This is a genomic window from Streptomyces sp. TS71-3 (assembly GCF_018327685.1).
Classification (GTDB): domain Bacteria; phylum Actinomycetota; class Actinomycetes; order Streptomycetales; family Streptomycetaceae; genus Streptomyces.
The window spans coordinates 1505562-1520843 of sequence record NZ_BNEL01000001.1; the positions used below are offsets into that span (position 1 = coordinate 1505562).

Here is a 15282-nt window from a genome sequence, read left to right on the forward strand (position 1 = left end):
GCCCCCTTGAGGCGGTGGGGCCGGCCCCCGGCCGGTTGACTCGGTTCCGGCCACCGACCCGGGGAACGCGAGCGGACGGCTCCCGCCTCAGGAGTCCAGCCACTCCTCGGCGAAGCCGACAATGCGGGACACGACGGCGTCGACGACCGCACGGCCGTCCTCCGCCGTCGCGGCGCCCGGGTCGCCGAGCACGCCGTTGGCGCTGAGCTGGTCGTAGCGGACGGTGAGGGTGGGGTGGCCGGCGCGGCGGGCCAGCCGGGCGAGCGGGGTGAGCTCGCTGGTGGAGGTGGTGCCGGCGGTCAGCCGGTCGCGGTGCACGAGGTGGGGTGCCAGGTGGAGCATCTGGGCGGTCTCGGCCTCGCCGCTGTGCCCGTGCACCTCGCTGACCCGCATGCCGGCCACCACGTCGGCGGCCAGCGCGGTCAGCGGCGTCCAGGCGAACTGGAGGTCGGGATGGGTGGCCAGGAGGTCCTGGGCGACCGTCGTGAGGGTGGCGTTGTTCCCGCCGTGGCCGGTCACCACCAGGACCTTGCGCCAGCCGTGCCGGTACAGCCCGGCGACGTACTCGCGGACCACCGTCGCCAGCGTGCCGGTGGTCAGGGTGATCGTGCCGGCGAAGGCGAGGTGGTGCGGGGAGACCCCCACCGGCAGGATGGGCCCGATCACCGCGCGCCCCGCGAGCCCGGCGGCCACCAGGTCGGCCACCCGCTCGGCACGGATCGTGTCCGTCGCGAGCGGGAGGCCCGGGCCGTGCTGCTCGAAGGCCCCGGCGGGGAGCAGCACGATCGGTGCCGAGGTCACCGCCGCGGCGGCCTCCTGCGTGGTCATCTCGGCCAGCCGGTAGGTGCGTTCGGGCTTCGGCGGGTGGCCGGACGGCACGCTCACCGCTCGTCCCCGCCGAAGTCGGCGGTGGCCACGGACGCCCGGATCGCTTCCAGGTGTTCGCGGGTGAGCCGTTCCGCCTGTGCCGCGTCCCCTTCGTGGACGGCGCGGAGGATGCGGATGTGCTCGTTGTGGTCGCGCGCCCGGTCGTTGTACCGGTGGCGGATCTCGACCTGCTCGCGCGCCCTGACGTCGAGCAGCGCTTCCACGGTCTCCCGCAGCAGGGCGTTGCCGCTGGTCGCGGCGAGCGCCACATGGAAGTGCACGGACTGCCGCAGCGACTCCTCCGGTGGATACAGGGCGTTGGAGGCGGCGCTCTCCAGCAGGGCGAGCCCTTCTGGAACGCGGACACGGGCGGCCATGGCCGCGACGGCGGGCTCGATGACGAGGCGGGTCTCCACGAGTTCGAGGACCGACCTGCGAGTGCCGCGCGGCTGATGGGGGTTGGCCAGCAGCCGCCGCTCGACGCCCGGTCCCACGTAGGTCCCCGAGCCGTGCCGGAACTCCACCACCCCGGTGGCCTCCAGCCGCCGGAGCGCCTCCCGCACGGTGGGCGTGGTGACGTCGAACCGGCGGGCGAGCTCACGCGACGAGGCGAGGGCGTCACCGGGGGCCAGCCCCTGGGTGTGGATGATCTCGACGATGTCGTCCGCCAGGCGCTCGGACAACGACAGCTCACGACGACTCATAAAGTGATTAGATCAGTAGATCAGTGGAGGGTCAATGTCGGCGGCACGCCCTCCGTCGCCCAGGGGGCTGTGGTGGGTTGTGGGTTGCGCAGGCAGTTCCCCGCACCGTTGGGCGCGAAGCGCCCCGAAAAGGGGCGCGGGGAACTGCGCGACCAGCCACGACGAAAGCCGCAGATCGCCACCACCCCAGGGGGCAAACGCGGTCGTGCCCGCCCCACCGCCAGGTGGACCGGGCACGAAGCCGGGGTTCCCGCACGAAGCCGTGTGGGCGCGGCGCGGCACCTCACCGCTGGGGCTGCGGCACCCGCCGTCCCGCCGGCAACGCGGTCCCGGTCGCCCCGCGCGCCCCGCGCGCACTGCGCACCGTGCTGATCCCCAGCGCCAGCAGCCAGTAGCTGAGGATGGCACCCATCATCGCGGTGGTCCCCCAGCCGTTCGCCGCGTAGAAGTGGGAAGGGGCGTTGCCGAAGAACAGGGACGGCGCGAACGCCAGGTTGGCCGCCGCGAGCACGTAGGCGGACCTCGCCGTCCAGCGCGGGAGCATGCCGGTGCGGGAGATCGCGTAGCCGAGGGCGGTCAGGAAGAGCGCGAGGAGCACGCGGCCGATGGTCCCGTAGAGGATGTACGTGCCGTTGACGGTGATGGTCGGATCGATCCGCCGGTCCGCGGCGATGACCGCGCCGGCCTCCAGGCCGCTGGAGACCAGGGTGACCGTGCAGTACGCCAGCCCCGCCGCGAAGGCGAGGGTGCCGGCCCACTCGTACTCGGGGTTGACCCGCCTGACGAGCTCCCGCAGGCCGGTCACGAAGACGAGCAGGAAGGCGAGCGCGAAGATCCCGATGAGGAGCCGGGCCAGGACGTTGGCGTCGGTCGGCGGTCCCGAGTACACGAAGTAGAGCGGCACCTCAAGGATGAGGGCGGCCGCGGTGGCGATGCCGGCGGCGCCGGTGAGGCGCCTTGCGAGGGTCTCGTTCATGGGGTTCCCGTCTCCTCGGGTGCGGTCCGGATGCGTTCCGGGTGGTCTGCCAGGTGCGTCGTGCACGCGTCCGGGGCTCGTCCTGGGGCCGTCCTGGGCGCGTCGTCCGCCGGCGTGGACTCCGTGCCGACGCCCAGAATCCTCGCCGGGGCGCGCCGTGGAGTCCCTGGCCCCAGGCGGTGGACCGGCGGTGTACCTGGCACCACCCCCCGTGCGGGGGCCGGACGCCGCTGAGGCCCCACGGCACCGGGCGCCGCGGGAAAGCGCAGGTCACGGCGGTGTGCACCGCGCCCCGCTCCGAGTCACCCTGGAAGGGAGGCCCCCGGGCCGCCGTAGCGGAGCCCGGTGCGGGGCCGCCACGGAGGAGAGGGACGCATCGTGATCTATCAGGACCGTGTCGAGGCGGGCCGCCGGCTGGCCGGGGCCCTGTCGCACCTGGCGGATGAGGACGCCGCCGTGCTGGGCCTGCCCAGGGGAGGCGTGCCGGTCGCCCGGCAGGTCGCCGACGCGCTCGGCGCTCCCCTGGACGTCTGCCTGGTGCGCAAGCTCGGCGTGCCGTTCCAGCCGGAGCTGGCGATGGGCGCGATCGGTGAGGGCGGCGTGCGGGTCATCAACAACGAGGTGATGCGCGGCGCCCACGTGATGCCCGAGGACGTTGCCGAGGTCGAGGAGCGCGAGCGCGCGGTGCTGGAGCGCCGGGCACGGCAGTACCGGGGCGAACGGCAGCCGGTGGAGCTGGCCGGGCGCACCGTCGTGGTGGTCGACGACGGCGTGGCCACCGGGTCGACCGCGCGGGCCGCGTGCCGGATCGTGCGGGCCCGCGGCGCGGGGCGCACCGTGCTCGCCGTGCCCGTGGCACCGTACGGTTGGACCGAGCGGCTGCGCGACGAGGCCGACGAGCTGGTCAGCCCCGAGACGCCCCGGGACTTCTGGGCCATCGGCCAGTTCTACGCCGACTTCGCGCAGGTCGACGACGACGAGGTGATCGCCTGCCTGAGCGCCACGACCCCGCGCTCGCGGCACTGACGCGGCCCTGACCGGGACCGTCTGGACGGTGGACCGGTGGACGCCGGCACGGTCACCCTGTTCCTCTGCGGAGACGTGATGCTCGGCCGGGGCGTGGACCAGATCCTGCCGCACCCCTCGGACCCGGAGCTGCGGGAAGGGTACGTCCGCGACGCGCGCGACTACGTGGCGCTCGCCGAGTCCGAGAACGGCCCGGTGCCCCGCCCGGCCGGCTACTCCTGGCCGTGGGGCGAGGCACTGGCGGTGCTCGACGAGGCGGCGCCCGCGGCACGAGTGGTGAACCTGGAGACGAGCGTGACCGGGTCCCGTGACTTCGCCCCGGACAAGGGCGTCCACTACCGGATGAGCCCGGCCAACCTGCCCTGCCTGGCCGCCGTCCGCCCGGACGTCACGGTGCTGGCCAACAACCACGTGCTCGACTTCGGCCGCCGCGGTCTCGCCGAGACCCTCGACACGCTGGACGCCGCCGGGCTCAGGACCGCCGGCGCGGGCCGGGACGCGGCCGGGTCGCGCGACCCCGCCGTCGTCCCGCTGCCCGCGGACGGCGCAGGCGGCCGGCTGCTGGTGTTCTCCTTCGGCCTGCCGAGCAGCGGGATCCCCTACGGCTGGGCTGCCGGAGAGCGCCGCTCCGGCGTGGACCTGGCGGTGGCCCCGGCCGCCTTCGGTGCGTCGCTCGCCGAGCGGGTGCGCGCGGCGCGGCGGCCGGGCGACATCGTCGTCGCCTCGGTCCACTGGGGCGGCAACTGGGGCTACGACGTCGCCCCCGCAGAGGCGCGCCTCGCGCACGCGCTGGTCGACGCGGGCGTGGACATCGTGCACGGCCACTCCTCGCACCACCCCCGCCCGCTGGAGGTGTACCACGGCAGGCTGGTGCTGTACGGCTGCGGCGACCTCGTCGACGACTACGAGGGCATAGCCGGCCACGAGGAGTACCGCGACGACCTCAGGCTGCTGTACCTGGCGACCGTGGAACGGAACACCGGCCGGCTGGCCGACGTCCGCATGGTCCCGCTACAGGCCCACCGGATGCGACTGCGCCACCCCTCACCGGAGGACACCGCGTGGCTCCGGGACGCCCTGGACGACGCCAGCCGCCCCTACGGCACCCGGATCGATCCCGCACCGGGCGGCGCCCTCGCGCTCCGGCGCGCCGGGTAGGGGAGCAGCCGCGTGGGCGGCTGCTCAACCGGGCCTCGGCCTCTCCTCGACAAGGGGCGAGGGCTCTCTTAAGCCGCGCGGACGAGCTCCCTTGCCCTCTCGTTGAAGTCGGCCACGAGACGGTGCCGACCGAAGGGCCGCATTCTGCGCTGTAGATCCTGTACTGCCTCGACCGCGCGTGAGGACGTGACTTGCTTCGTCAGGGAGAGCGTGCGGACACCTGCGGCGTAAGCAGAGTCGAGGTCACGTCGTTGCAGATGAGACACCGCCAACGCGGCTTGCGACATGGCACCGCGTCGCGCCCTCTTCTGCATCTTGGCGTGAGCGATGGACCGTCGGGCGTGCTCTTCCGCAGCGGGCGCGTCGTCCAGATCGCGGAAGGTGTTCGCATGTTCCCCGTGCAGGTACGCCGGGTCGATGAACGCCGCCCAGTCGGGTTCGTTGTCGAGGTCGACGTGTTCATAGGCCTGTTCCGACTGTGAAACGGCATGTGCTGCCGCCGACTTCTCGCCGAGCAGAGCGAGGGCTCGTGCCTCCAGGCACCACAGGTCGGCCAGGCACGCCGGTGAATTCGCCTTCGACAGCCCGAGCCGGCCGGCCTGTGCCAGCCGGCGTCCCTCCGCGGGTTTGCCGAGCAGTGTTGCCTGATCGGCCATGCCTGCGAGTACGTGCGCACCGAGGGGCACGTCCTTGGACTCCTCGGCAAGGCGCAGGGATTGGATCAGGTACCTCTGCGCGGTTCCCTGCTCGCCGTTGTCGTAGGCCATCCAGCCCAACAGGTACGTCTGTTCGGCCGCTGCCTCGCAAAGCGCCCGCCGCACGTCTTCACTGTGGGTACGGCGCAGCAGGGGGTACACGTGATGCGTCACGTACTCGGCCAGGACCAGCCGCCCCGAGCCGCCACCCTGGAAGATGTCCATGTGCTGGAAGGTCGAGAACATGTTCCGCACGGCCGTCACGTCTTCCAGGCGCACGCGTCGGCCGGGTTCCGGATCTTGGTCGAGGGTGTTCATGAGCCAGTCTCGTGACGGCCCTACTCCGGCAACGGCCGCAAATGGCGCGGCTGAAAGCAACTTGCGTCGGTCCACGTCGGCTCTCCCCAAATCGGCCAGCACTTTCACGGTAGCGGTCCATGAGGCGTTGTACACCAGTGCCACATCCGAACGGGCACCCTCGCCGAGCCCAAGATCGTAAGTCGTGACCCGGAACCCGAAGTGATCGCTGAATACGTCAGCGAGGATGTCGGGTACCGGCGCCCGCGGTGTCTCACCAGCAATCCAGCATCGGACACGCGTTGTGTCTGGGGAAATGTGCGGCTCGTTCTGCTGCTGTGCCTTGGTTTTCACGCGCCGGGCCAACTCGCCACGGCTCATGCCGGAGCGCTCTAACCAGTGCCTGAGCTTGGCGTTCGGTGTCTTCATCGTCACGACCTTCTGTGTGGAGAGGAGCGGAACCGACACCCTTCGACACCCCCCACGACGGTATCCCGAATTCCGTCATGAGTGTTGCCTAGTCGTACACGCCGATCCGGTTGTGGGAGTGGAATACATGACGAACGCGGACCGCGCAACCCCGCCCGACTCGCGCCAAAGTCCTGCCCCGATGGCGGGCAACATCCTGGCTGCTCCGTTTCCGCGCCGCGCTCGTGGCCCCACCCTCAGCCGCCACACAAAGACCTTGGCCTGGTTCCGGAACAAGCCGAGTGTGTCGGAGCCGCGACCCGTCGTCCCCGACGCACGCGGACGAGTGGGGGCGATCTAGTGTCCACCGATCAGAGACAATTCCGGCGGCATCCGATCTCGGTCGCCAGTGCGCGCAGGTACGTCGTCGATACCGTCGGAGACCAGGTGCCGGCCGAGCGCATCGATGACGTACTCGTGTGCGTCTCCGAACTCGCGACGAACGCCCTGCGCGCGACGCCCGCCGGCCGGAACTTCCTCGTACGAGTCACCTCCATGACTGAAGCGCTGCGTGTCGAGGTTCACGACACCGGCGACGGACGACCGCAGTTGCGGAAGGCCGAGGAGGACGAGATCCGCGGCCGCGGGCTCTTCCTGATCGACAGCTTGGCCGACGATTGGGGCTACGGCCCCCGCAACGGGCCCGGGAAAAGCGTGTGGGTTGAGTTCAAGTTCAGCGCAGCACCATCGGCGGTCGTGTGCTGAGACCGGGCCGGGCCAGCCGTGATCAGAGATGTGCCCGGCCACGGCCTCATCTCAGGTTGCATCACTGGCATGGCTTGCTCCTGGGACGGCAGCCGACGCGGTGACCTTCCTTGTCCACATGGGGGCGTCCTCACACCGCCGCAGCGTGGACGCCAAGCCGTGATCCGGCACGACATCGCCTTATCCGCCACCTCAAGGGGAATCCATGAACAGTTATCCGGTATCACCGAACACCGTCCTGGCCAATGCGCTGTCGCACGCCATCGATGTGCTCACGCCTCGGGTAGTCGACTCTGCCCCTGAGCGCGTCGTGTTCATCATCGGAACACAGATCAACGGCTCACCCCACATCGGAACCTCGCTGGTGCAGTCCCTCACCTTCGCAACTGCGGTCCGTGTCCGCGACAAATTCGGTCTACCGGCAGAAGCCTGGTTCAGCGCCCTCGACAACGCCCCGTACGAGATCGTCAGGGACAACGAGACCGGCCACCGCTACCAGCGCACCTACGCGCACGCGCTTGGCTCGCACGCCATCGGTGAACAGATCGACGCCCTGTACCTGCCGCTGTTCGCCACCCTCTCCTCACGCTTACGCGTGCCCTACTCCATTCACACCTACTCGCAGCAGCAGGCCGGCGAGCACTTCCGCCAGACCTGGCTACGGGTGCTGCCCCGGATGGCGGCGGCCCGGTGGTGGCTGGCCCCATCAGCGGGCGTCGCGCACCTGCGGGTGACCTGCCCGCACGCGGGTTGCGGCTGGGCCGAGAAGCACGCGGAGCGCACGACAATCCGGGAGAGCGGCGCCGACCATGCGAAGGTCACGGCCGTCTGTATCGAACACGGCACGTACGAAGTCACCCTCGATCGCTCTGGGAACGGATACCTCGACCTCGCCACCCTGTACCGGAACTTGGTGAAGGAACTCGACCTCTCGGGGAGTCGCGACACCCTGTATGCGATGGTCAAGGGCGGCGACTGGGTGTTCGGCTCCCAACTGGTGGATGGCGCCCTGCAAGCGGTCGGCCTCAACCCGAGGCAGATTCCGGCGCGGCTGTTCTGCCCGCAGATCGTCACCGACACCGGCGCCAAGCTGTCCAAGTCGCTCATCCGCGAGGGGCGTGCGGACTTGCCCGATGGAGCGGCCCCCTGGATGCTCGATACTCGGGAGTGGCCTGGCACGCTGCCCGATTTCGTCGAGCGACTCCTCGGCGTGGCCGAGGTCACTCTCTCGGATCCTCGGCACTTCTTCCGCTCGTACTCGGCCGGAGAGATCGGCCGCATGATGACCGCGCCAGCAACAAGGAGCATCCCCGCCCCATGTCCGGAACCGCCGCCCCTCGCGTCCGCGAACTGAACCTCTACCGCCGGTACTTCGATCTCGTCGCGGCCGGTAGGAAGTCGATTGAGGTCCGGGTCAAGTACCCGCGCCTCGCCGACCTCGCAGCGGGTGACGTGATCCGGTTCCGGATCAAGGCCACGCACGAGACGTGCGACGTGCGGGTGACCCGCGTCAACGAGTACAAGACCTTCGAGGCTCTGCTCGACAGCGAGGGACCGGCGAACGTCAATCCCATGTCCAGCCGTGAGGAACAGCTCGCGAACATTCGGAGCATCTACGGCCCGGAGAAGGAAGCACTGGGTGCCCTCGCGATTGGAATAGAGCTGATCGAGGGGTGAGCCTCGGGTCACTCGGCGCCCCCCCACACACAGACGAGTGGCGCCCAGGTGGGTTCGCCCGGGCGCCACCATGCCCGTCCCTTGTGCGCGGATAGCAATCGGCGTCCGCTAAGGAAGTAATCGGCCCGATCCGCTCCTACTACGCATCGCCAACGGCACGCGCACTAATGACCGCGTGATCCAGGGAAAGCGCCAAATGCCCGACAGTATAGGCCCGTAAAGACTCAAGGGCACGCACGGGCCGTCGTCACTGGCTACGACAAGCGCGGCTCTGTTTTCCTCGGCACCATTACCGCCGCCAGCCTCATCATCTGGCTCCGCACACTGATCGCCCGGACAGGACTTGTCAGTCAGGCGTCAGCAGTGTGGGTAAGTTCAGGCGAGGAGTCGTTCGACGGTGGCACCGCGGTGATTGCTGTGGGCCGCGGCGGTCATCGAGTTGCTTGGGGCCGGGGCGCTTCTGCGGTCAGGCCCGCGTAGGCCTCGGCGAGGCCCTCTTCATTATCTGCTGCGGATCGAGCACCCCGAACAATTCCCCTGTCCAGGCGGGCGGCGAAGTAGATGGCGTTGCACATCCACCGCAGCTTGACGAAAGCGTCGAGGTGAGCGAGTTCCTCGCAGGCCTCAGGGGATACTCGCTTGTAGCCGTCCAACGCCCAGTCCAGCACGCGTGGATGGTGGCGCGTGATCACCGCCAGGCTGCCCAGGTCGTAGAGCCGCGGAGCCTGCATCGCAGCTGACCAGTCGATGAGTCCGTCCAGAGGGATGCGGCCGTCTTCCAGCCGGAAGCCGCCCAGTCCCGGATCGCCGTGGACCACACCGATGCGTAGCTGCCTGCGCATAGAGATACCGCGGGCGTCGTCCAGGGCTCGCGCCGCCGCGTCGCGGATCTTCGCCGTCATGGGAATGTCCCGCAGACAGGCATCGGCCCACGTCCACGGCCAGGCGAACTGTTCGCACAGTCCCGCGTCCTCGTCTCCGAGCGCCCGGTGTGCGCGAGCCAGGGTCTCTCCCACGCGCCGAGCGTCTGCGGGTGACGCGGTGTCGGGTGGTCGGCCCGGCACGTATTCGAGTAGCGCGAGTACCCCTTCGGGGAGGTCCACGGCCAGGCTCCCGTCCCGTGCCGAAACGGGTGGGCCGCTGGGAAAGCCGCGGGAGGAGGCCGCTACAGCCGCCCTGAGTCCGCCCCGGAAGGCGTCGGCGTCGCCGGAGTCGGCGAGCTTGGCCACGTACCGGCCGGGGTTGTGGACGGGCCCGGCGAGGTGGACCAGCCAAGTGGTCGAGTTCCAGCCGCCGGGAAGGTCTTCGATCGATGTCACGGAGGCGTCCCAGTGAGCGAGTACGGCCCTCAACCGCTCGGCGTCCATGTGCGCCTCCACTCCCGACGAGATCGCCCGCAACACCAGTGGACGGGGCCGGCCCGCCGCGCCGCGCGTCCCTCACCCTCGAAGACCTGGCGGCGGCGCACAGCCGCCCTCAGACAAACTACCCCGATAACACTCAATCGAGTTCAGTAGTCGCCTGCCGTGACGCCACACGGGCGACACTGGTCCGGCCACTCCGCCATGGGATAGCCGCCATGATCTGCCTGACCAGACTCCACAGAAACCGCCTACCCCCGGCGCCCCTTCCGGAGGAACCGCCGCAACCGCGCCAGCGGCCACGTGTTGATGACGTCCGCCGTGGTGAGCCACCCGCGCTGGGCCGTGCCCACCCCTAGACGCATGTGGTCGAGATGCAGCACGGAGTGCGCATCGGTGGACACCGCGAACTTCGCACCGAACTCCTTCGCCCGCAGGATGTCCTCGTCGCGCAGATCGAGCCGTTCCGGCTGCGCGTTGACCTCCAGCGCCGTCCCGGTGCGGGCGCAGGCCGCGAACACCTCGTCCCAGTCCGCGTCCACGGGCTGCCGCCTGCCGATCATCCGGGCCGTCGGATGGCCGATGACGTTCACGTACGGGTGCTCGCAGGCGCGCACCAGACGCCGCGTCATGGCCCGCTTGCCGAGGCCGAAGTGCGAGTGCAGCGAGGCCACGCGGATGTCGAAGCCGGCGAGGAACTCCTCGGGCCAGTCCACCTCGCCGTCCGGGCCGATGTTCAGCTCCGTGCCGTGCAGCAGCCGCATGCCGCGGTGCGCGCCGTCCAGCTCCCGCACCCGGGCGCGCTGCGCCAGCGCCTTCTCGTCCGTCATCCGCTGCATGTACAGGTCGGGGGCGTGGTCGGTGACGGCGTAGTAGCGGTAGCCGCGCCGTGCGGCGGCCTCGACCATCTCCTCCAGGGACGCGATGCCGTCGGTGAGGGAGGTGTGGGTGTGCAGGTCGCCGCGGATGTCCCGCTCGGTCACCACCTCGGGCAGCTCGCCCGCGAGGGCCGCCTCGATCTCGCCGCGGTCCTCGCGGAGCGTCGGCGGGATCCACGGCAGGCCGAGCCGCGCGTAGACCTCCTCCTCGGTACGGGACGCGACCTGCCGGTCGCTCTCGATCTCGAACAGCCCGTACTCGGACAGCTTCAGGCCCTTGCGTACGGCGATCGTGCGGGTGCGGATGTTGTGGGCCTTGGAACCGGTGAAGTACTGGAGCCCGGCGCCCCACGACTCGGGCGGCAGTACCCGCAAGTCCACCTGCACGCCCTGGACGGTGCGGATCGACGTCTTCTTGGTGCCCCGCGCGATGACCTCGGCGGTGGACGGCAGCTCGCCGAGCGCGGCCATGAAGGGCGCCGAGTCGTCCGCGGCGACGAGGATGTCGATGTCGCCGATGGTCTCCTTCACCCGGCGCAGCGAACCGGCGAAGGTGCACTGCGCGCAGCCGGTCAGCCGGGACATCTCCGTGACGATCTCCTCCGCGGGGTCCATCGCGACGCCCAGCGGGATACGGGTGCCGGCCTGCTCCATCAGCTCGATGCCGTGCTGGATGTTCTCGGCGGTCTTCCTGCCGAAGCCCTTGAGGTCGCCGAGCCGGTCCGCACGGATCGCCTCGGACAGCTCGGCCACCGAGGAGACGTGCAGTTCCTCGTAGAGCGTCAGGGCCTTCTTGGGGCCCAGCGTGGGGATGGTGATCAGCTCCCGGACCCCGGCAGGGATCTTCTGGCGGCGCTCCTCCACCACCTCCATGGAGCCGGTGCGCAGGTATTCCTCCACCTTGTCGGCGATCGACCTGCCGACCCCGGGGATCTTCCGCAGCTCCTTGGGTTCGAGACGGGAGACGTCCGCGGGGTGGCCGCCTATCGCGCGGGCCGCCTTCTCGTAGGCGCGCGCCTTGAAGGCGTCGCCTCCCGTGATCGCGATGAGGTCCGCGTACTCCTGGAGGAGGGCCTCGACCTCGTCATTGGACCGGGCCATGGCTCCCAGTCTAGGAGCGGGTATGTCCGGTATGCCACACGGTGCCGTGGCGCCGCGGCGCCGTGGCACCGTGGCGCCGTGGCACCGTGGCGCTGGGACCCCCGGGCCGGCCGCCCGGCCCGGGGGAGCCGGTTTCAGGAGGTACGCGGGCGGGAACCCGGCTCCTGCTTCGGCAGGTGCTGGCCGCTGGTGGGAGCGGTCGGCAGGGGGAACTGGCTGCTCTGGTACTTGGACAGGTTGAACTGGCCGTTGGTGTCCGGCAGCGACGGGATCTTCCTGCTGGTGTCGTGGAACCGGAAGGCGGAGGTCAGGTCGCCGACCGCGCCGCGGCGCCAGGCGCTGATGTTGGTCTCCCGCACCCCGGTGACGTGCTCCAGGAACTTCAGCTGCGAGGTGTGGTCGGAGACCTCGGAGCACACCCAGCCGCCCACCGTCCACGGCGAGACGATGACGCAGGGCACCCGGAAGCCGAGGCCGACGGGCAGCCCGCCGCCGTCCACGCCGGTCGCGGACGTCTTGGTGACGAACTCGCCGGGGGTGCCGGCCGGCGGCGTCGGCGGGACGACGTGGTCGAACATGCCGTCGTTCTCGTCGTAGGACAGGATGAAGGCGGTCTTCGCCCAGACGTCCGGGTTGGACGCGATGGCGTCGATGATGCTGGACACGAACGTGGCACCGGCGGCCGGTGAGCCGGACGGGTGCTCGTCGTAGCCGGACGGCGGGAGGATCCAGCTCACCGTCGGCAGCTTGTCGTTGAGGGCGTCGTACTCGAACTGCCCCAGCGGCGAGGAGGCCATCGCCTGGTCATGCAGCGGGTCGCCCGGCTGGGCGTTGAAGTACTGCGCGATGTGCTGGAGCGTCGGCAGCCCCGTGGCACCGTCCGGGTGGTAGAACTTCCAGCTCACACCGGCTTCGGTCAGCCGCTCGGGGTAGGTCTTGAAGGAGTACTGGGCGTTGGGCGCGCCGGTGGTGAGGGACGGGCCGCCGGCCACGCCGTCGGGGTCGACGGTGCCCGCCAGCCACATGTGGCGGTTCGGCCCGGTGGGGCCGAGCACCGAGCAGTGGTAGTGGTCCAGGATCGTGAAGGCCTCGGCCAGCGCGAACTGGAAGGGGATGTCCTCGCGGGTGAAGTAGCCCATGACGTACGGGCCGTTCTTGCCGTCCGCGGCGCGGTGCGCGGGCAGCCACTGGTCCATCTTGCCGCCGTTCAGCGCCTGGTGCTGGACGGCCCACTCGTGGCTGGTGGAGGGGATCACCTGGGCCGCGGTGGTGCGGGTGTCGAGCCGGTAGGGCAGCAGCTTGCCCGCCGGGGAGGCCGGGTCGGGCTGCTCGAAGACGGAGTCGCCGTTCGGGAGCCGCACCGCCTTGGGGTCACCGAAGCCGCGCACCCCCGACAGGGTGCCGTAGTAGTGGTCGAAGCTGCGGTTCTCCTGCATGAGGAGCACCACGTGCTCGATGTCGTTGAGCTGCCCGTGCCTGGCCGGCTCCGCGACGGCCTTGCGGATGTTGGGGGGCAGGACCGTGTCGGTCGCGGCGAGCGCGCCGACCGTGGCCGCGGAGCCCAGAAGTCTGCGCCGGGTCAGGCCCGTCCTCTCGGAGCGTGCGGGGGAGTTGTCGTTCATCGAGGTCCTTTCGAGACCGGCCAGGAGCCGATGAGGGGGGCCTCGACACCCTCGCGCCGCCGTGTGGTGATCACTCGGGTGACCGGGTGGCCAACGGCTTAAATGTGGCTGAAACCGCGCACAGGTTGTTGCCCGGCATATCGTCATACTCCTGTGCTTCGCCCGGAGTTCGGCCAGGGGTCGCCGGATGAACGGGCGGGTTGCGGGACCGTCCGCGGGGTGCGGTCGCGAAGGTCCACGGGGGTGCGGTCGCTACGGACTCCGGGCGCGCCACTCCGATGCTCCCGCGCCGGCCTTCACAGCGGCGCTTGACCTGGAGCGCGCTCCAGATCCGAGCATGGTCGCCATGGACACCGACAACCCCCAGATCGTCCTCGGGGCGATGGAATTCGGCACCCGCGTCACCTCCGACCAGGCCTTCGCGGTCCTCGACTCCTTCGTCGCCGGCGGCGGTGTCTGGATCGACACCGCGAACTGCTACTCCTTCTGGGCCGACCCCAGCGGCGTCGGCGGCGCCAGCGAGCGCGTCATCGGCGCGTGGCTCCGGGCCCGCCCGGGTGCGCGCGAGACGGTGCGGATCGCGACGAAGGTCCGGCAGAACCCGCTCGTCCCGCACTCCTGGCCAAAGAGCGCCGAAGGACTCTCCGCGCGCGCCGTCCACGCCGGCGTTCAGGAGAGCCTGGAGCGCCTGGGAGTCGATCACGTCGACCTGCTCTGGGCCCACGCCGAGGACCGCACGGTGCCGCTGGAGGAGACGGTCGGCGCCTTCGGCGAGTTGGCGGCGAAGGGGGTGGCCCTGCGGATCGGGGCCGCGAACCACGCCGCCTGGCGCGTCGAGCGCGCCCGGTCGCTCGCGCGGGAGCAGGGCGTGGAGGCGTGGACGGCGCTGCAACTGCGCCACTCCCTCGTCCAGCCGCGCCCGCTCACCCCCGTCGCGGAGGCCGGCCACCGCATGCTCGCCGCCGAGGACCTGGACCACGCTCGCTCCGAGGGGCTCGCCGTGTGGTCGTACAGCTCGCTGATGTGGGGTTCCTACGTACGCCCTGACAAGCCGCTGCCGGAAACCTACGATCACCCCGGGACCGCCCGGGTGCTCGCGGTCCTGGACGACATCGCCGGCGAGCTCTCGGCCACCAGGAACCAGGTCGTCCTCGCGTGGCTGATGCGGCAGGGCATCGATCCCATCGTCGGCGCGAGCCGGGTGGAGCAGATCGAGGAGGCACTCGCCGGGCGGCGCCTGCGGCTCGGCGACGAGCACCTGGCGCGCTTCGCCGAAGCGCGGTAGCGGCGGTCCCAGGAGGAGCCCCATGACCACCCTCACCCCGGCAGCGGCCGCCGGCCGCACCGGCGTCTCCATCGACACGCTCCGCTACTACGAGCGCGAAGGGCTCATCGGCCCGATCCGGCGCACCACCGGCGGGCGCAGGGCCTACACCGATGAGGACGTCTTCTGGATCGGCCTGGTCACGTGCTTCCGCGAGGCGGGTCTCGGCATCGCGGACGTGCGGGGGTTCGTCGCCATCCTGCGCGCCGAGCACTCCGCGCAGGACCGGGTCGCGTTCCTGCGCGACCGGCGTGCCGCCCTGGAGCAGCGGGTGGCGGCGCTCTCCCGGGCCATCGGGGTCCTCGACGAGAAGATCGCCTACTACGGCTCGGCGCCGGAGCCCGAGCCCGAGCCCGAGTCCGAGCCGGAGGCGGAGCCGGTGCCGGTGCCGGTGCCGCAGCCGGGTGCGGTTCGGCTCGACGA

Annotated in this window: 12 protein-coding genes and 2 pseudogenes; 7 read left to right on the top strand and 7 right to left on the bottom strand. The window is 70.6% G+C overall.

Annotated features, from left to right (window positions below):
* Positions 1–87: 87 nt before the first annotated feature.
* The 3 genes from Sm713_RS06240 to Sm713_RS06250 all read right to left on the bottom strand — a co-directional run bounded on the left by Sm713_RS06240 (position 88) and on the right by Sm713_RS06250 (position 2547).
* Positions 88–885, bottom strand: a complete 798-nt coding sequence (locus tag Sm713_RS06240) for a creatininase family protein (protein WP_212908657.1) — start codon at positions 883–885, stop codon at positions 88–90.
* The gene (locus Sm713_RS06245) at positions 882–1571 is read right to left on the bottom strand and encodes a FadR/GntR family transcriptional regulator (protein WP_212908658.1); all 690 of its coding nucleotides are present in this window, start codon (positions 1569–1571) and stop codon (positions 882–884) included. The genes Sm713_RS06240 and Sm713_RS06245 overlap by 4 nt, the downstream gene beginning before the upstream one ends.
* Positions 1572–1854: 283 nt before the next feature.
* Positions 1855–2547, bottom strand: coding sequence for a hypothetical protein (locus Sm713_RS06250; protein ID WP_212908659.1), 693 nt, complete (start codon positions 2545–2547; stop codon positions 1855–1857).
* Between the two features lie 378 nt (positions 2548–2925).
* Between Sm713_RS06250 and Sm713_RS06255 the strand changes: the two are divergent.
* Together Sm713_RS06255 and Sm713_RS06260 are read left to right on the top strand one after the other, a co-directional pair.
* Positions 2926–3546, top strand: a pseudogene (locus tag Sm713_RS06255) (phosphoribosyltransferase); the annotation flags it as partial.
* Positions 3547–3609: 63 nt separating this feature from the next.
* A complete protein-coding gene (locus tag Sm713_RS06260; RefSeq protein WP_212908661.1) occupies positions 3610–4731 on the top strand; it encodes a CapA family protein in 1122 nt (373 codons plus the stop codon).
* Between the two features lie 68 nt (positions 4732–4799).
* Here the strand turns inward: Sm713_RS06260 and Sm713_RS06265 are convergent, their stop codons facing one another.
* Complete coding sequence (locus tag Sm713_RS06265) at positions 4800–6152, bottom strand: transcriptional regulator (protein WP_212908662.1); 1353 nt, start codon at positions 6150–6152, stop codon at positions 4800–4802.
* A 339-nt stretch (positions 6153–6491) separates the two neighbouring features.
* Between Sm713_RS06265 and Sm713_RS06270 the strand changes: the two genes are divergently transcribed.
* The 3 genes from Sm713_RS06270 (at position 6492) to Sm713_RS06280 (ending at position 8573) form a co-directional block, all read left to right on the top strand.
* Entirely contained in the window at positions 6492–6896 is a 405-nt protein-coding gene (locus tag Sm713_RS06270) for an ATP-binding protein (RefSeq protein ID WP_212908663.1), read from the top strand.
* A gap of 205 nt (positions 6897–7101) precedes the next feature.
* Positions 7102–8250 carry a hypothetical protein gene (locus Sm713_RS06275; protein WP_212908664.1) on the top strand — a complete coding sequence of 383 codons (1149 nt, stop codon included), beginning with the start codon at positions 7102–7104 and terminating at the stop codon, positions 8248–8250.
* The gene (locus Sm713_RS06280; protein WP_212908665.1) at positions 8214–8573 is read left to right on the top strand and encodes an ASCH domain-containing protein; all 360 of its coding nucleotides are present in this window, start codon (positions 8214–8216) and stop codon (positions 8571–8573) included. The genes Sm713_RS06275 and Sm713_RS06280 overlap by 37 nt, the downstream gene beginning before the upstream one ends.
* 431 nt (positions 8574–9004) lie before the next feature.
* Here Sm713_RS06280 and Sm713_RS06285 read toward each other — a convergent pair whose 3' ends face one another.
* From Sm713_RS06285 to Sm713_RS06295, 3 genes are all read right to left on the bottom strand, one after another.
* The gene (locus Sm713_RS06285; protein ID WP_212908666.1) at positions 9005–9892 is read right to left on the bottom strand and encodes a phosphotransferase enzyme family protein; all 888 of its coding nucleotides are present in this window, start codon (positions 9890–9892) and stop codon (positions 9005–9007) included.
* A gap of 293 nt (positions 9893–10185) precedes the next feature.
* Positions 10186–11913: a DNA polymerase/3'-5' exonuclease PolX gene (gene polX, locus Sm713_RS06290; protein WP_212908667.1), complete on the bottom strand. Its 1728-nt coding sequence runs from the start codon at positions 11911–11913 to the stop codon at positions 10186–10188.
* Between the two features lie 134 nt (positions 11914–12047).
* The gene (locus tag Sm713_RS06295; protein WP_212908668.1) at positions 12048–13535 is read right to left on the bottom strand and encodes an alkaline phosphatase family protein; all 1488 of its coding nucleotides are present in this window, start codon (positions 13533–13535) and stop codon (positions 12048–12050) included.
* A 346-nt stretch (positions 13536–13881) separates the two neighbouring features.
* On the opposite strand from Sm713_RS06295, the gene Sm713_RS06300 reads away from it, so the two are divergent.
* Entirely contained in the window at positions 13882–14820 is a 939-nt protein-coding gene (locus tag Sm713_RS06300) for an aldo/keto reductase (RefSeq protein ID WP_212908669.1), read from the top strand.
* A gap of 22 nt (positions 14821–14842) precedes the next feature.
* Positions 14843–15184 (top strand): annotated as a pseudogene (locus tag Sm713_RS06305) (MerR family transcriptional regulator); the annotation flags it as partial.
* Between the last annotated feature and the right edge of the window lie 98 nt (positions 15185–15282).

Excerpts from the sequence above, each read along its gene's own strand:
- Sm713_RS06295 (WP_212908668.1), bottom strand. The coding sequence starts at position 13,535 with ATGAACGACAACTCCCCCGCACGCTCCGAGAGGACGGGCCTGACCCGG.
- Sm713_RS06275 (WP_212908664.1), top strand. The coding sequence starts at position 7,102 with ATGAACAGTTATCCGGTATCACCGAACACCGTCCTGGCCAATGCGCTG.
- Sm713_RS06265 (WP_212908662.1), bottom strand. The coding sequence starts at position 6,152 with ATGAAGACACCGAACGCCAAGCTCAGGCACTGGTTAGAGCGCTCCGGC.
- Sm713_RS06280 (WP_212908665.1), top strand. The coding sequence starts at position 8,214 with ATGTCCGGAACCGCCGCCCCTCGCGTCCGCGAACTGAACCTCTACCGC.
- polX (WP_212908667.1), bottom strand. The coding sequence starts at position 11,913 with ATGGCCCGGTCCAATGACGAGGTCGAGGCCCTCCTCCAGGAGTACGCG.
- Sm713_RS06245 (WP_212908658.1), bottom strand. The coding sequence starts at position 1,571 with ATGAGTCGTCGTGAGCTGTCGTTGTCCGAGCGCCTGGCGGACGACATC.
- Sm713_RS06300 (WP_212908669.1), top strand. The coding sequence starts at position 13,882 with ATGGACACCGACAACCCCCAGATCGTCCTCGGGGCGATGGAATTCGGC.
- Sm713_RS06250 (WP_212908659.1), bottom strand. The coding sequence starts at position 2,547 with ATGAACGAGACCCTCGCAAGGCGCCTCACCGGCGCCGCCGGCATCGCC.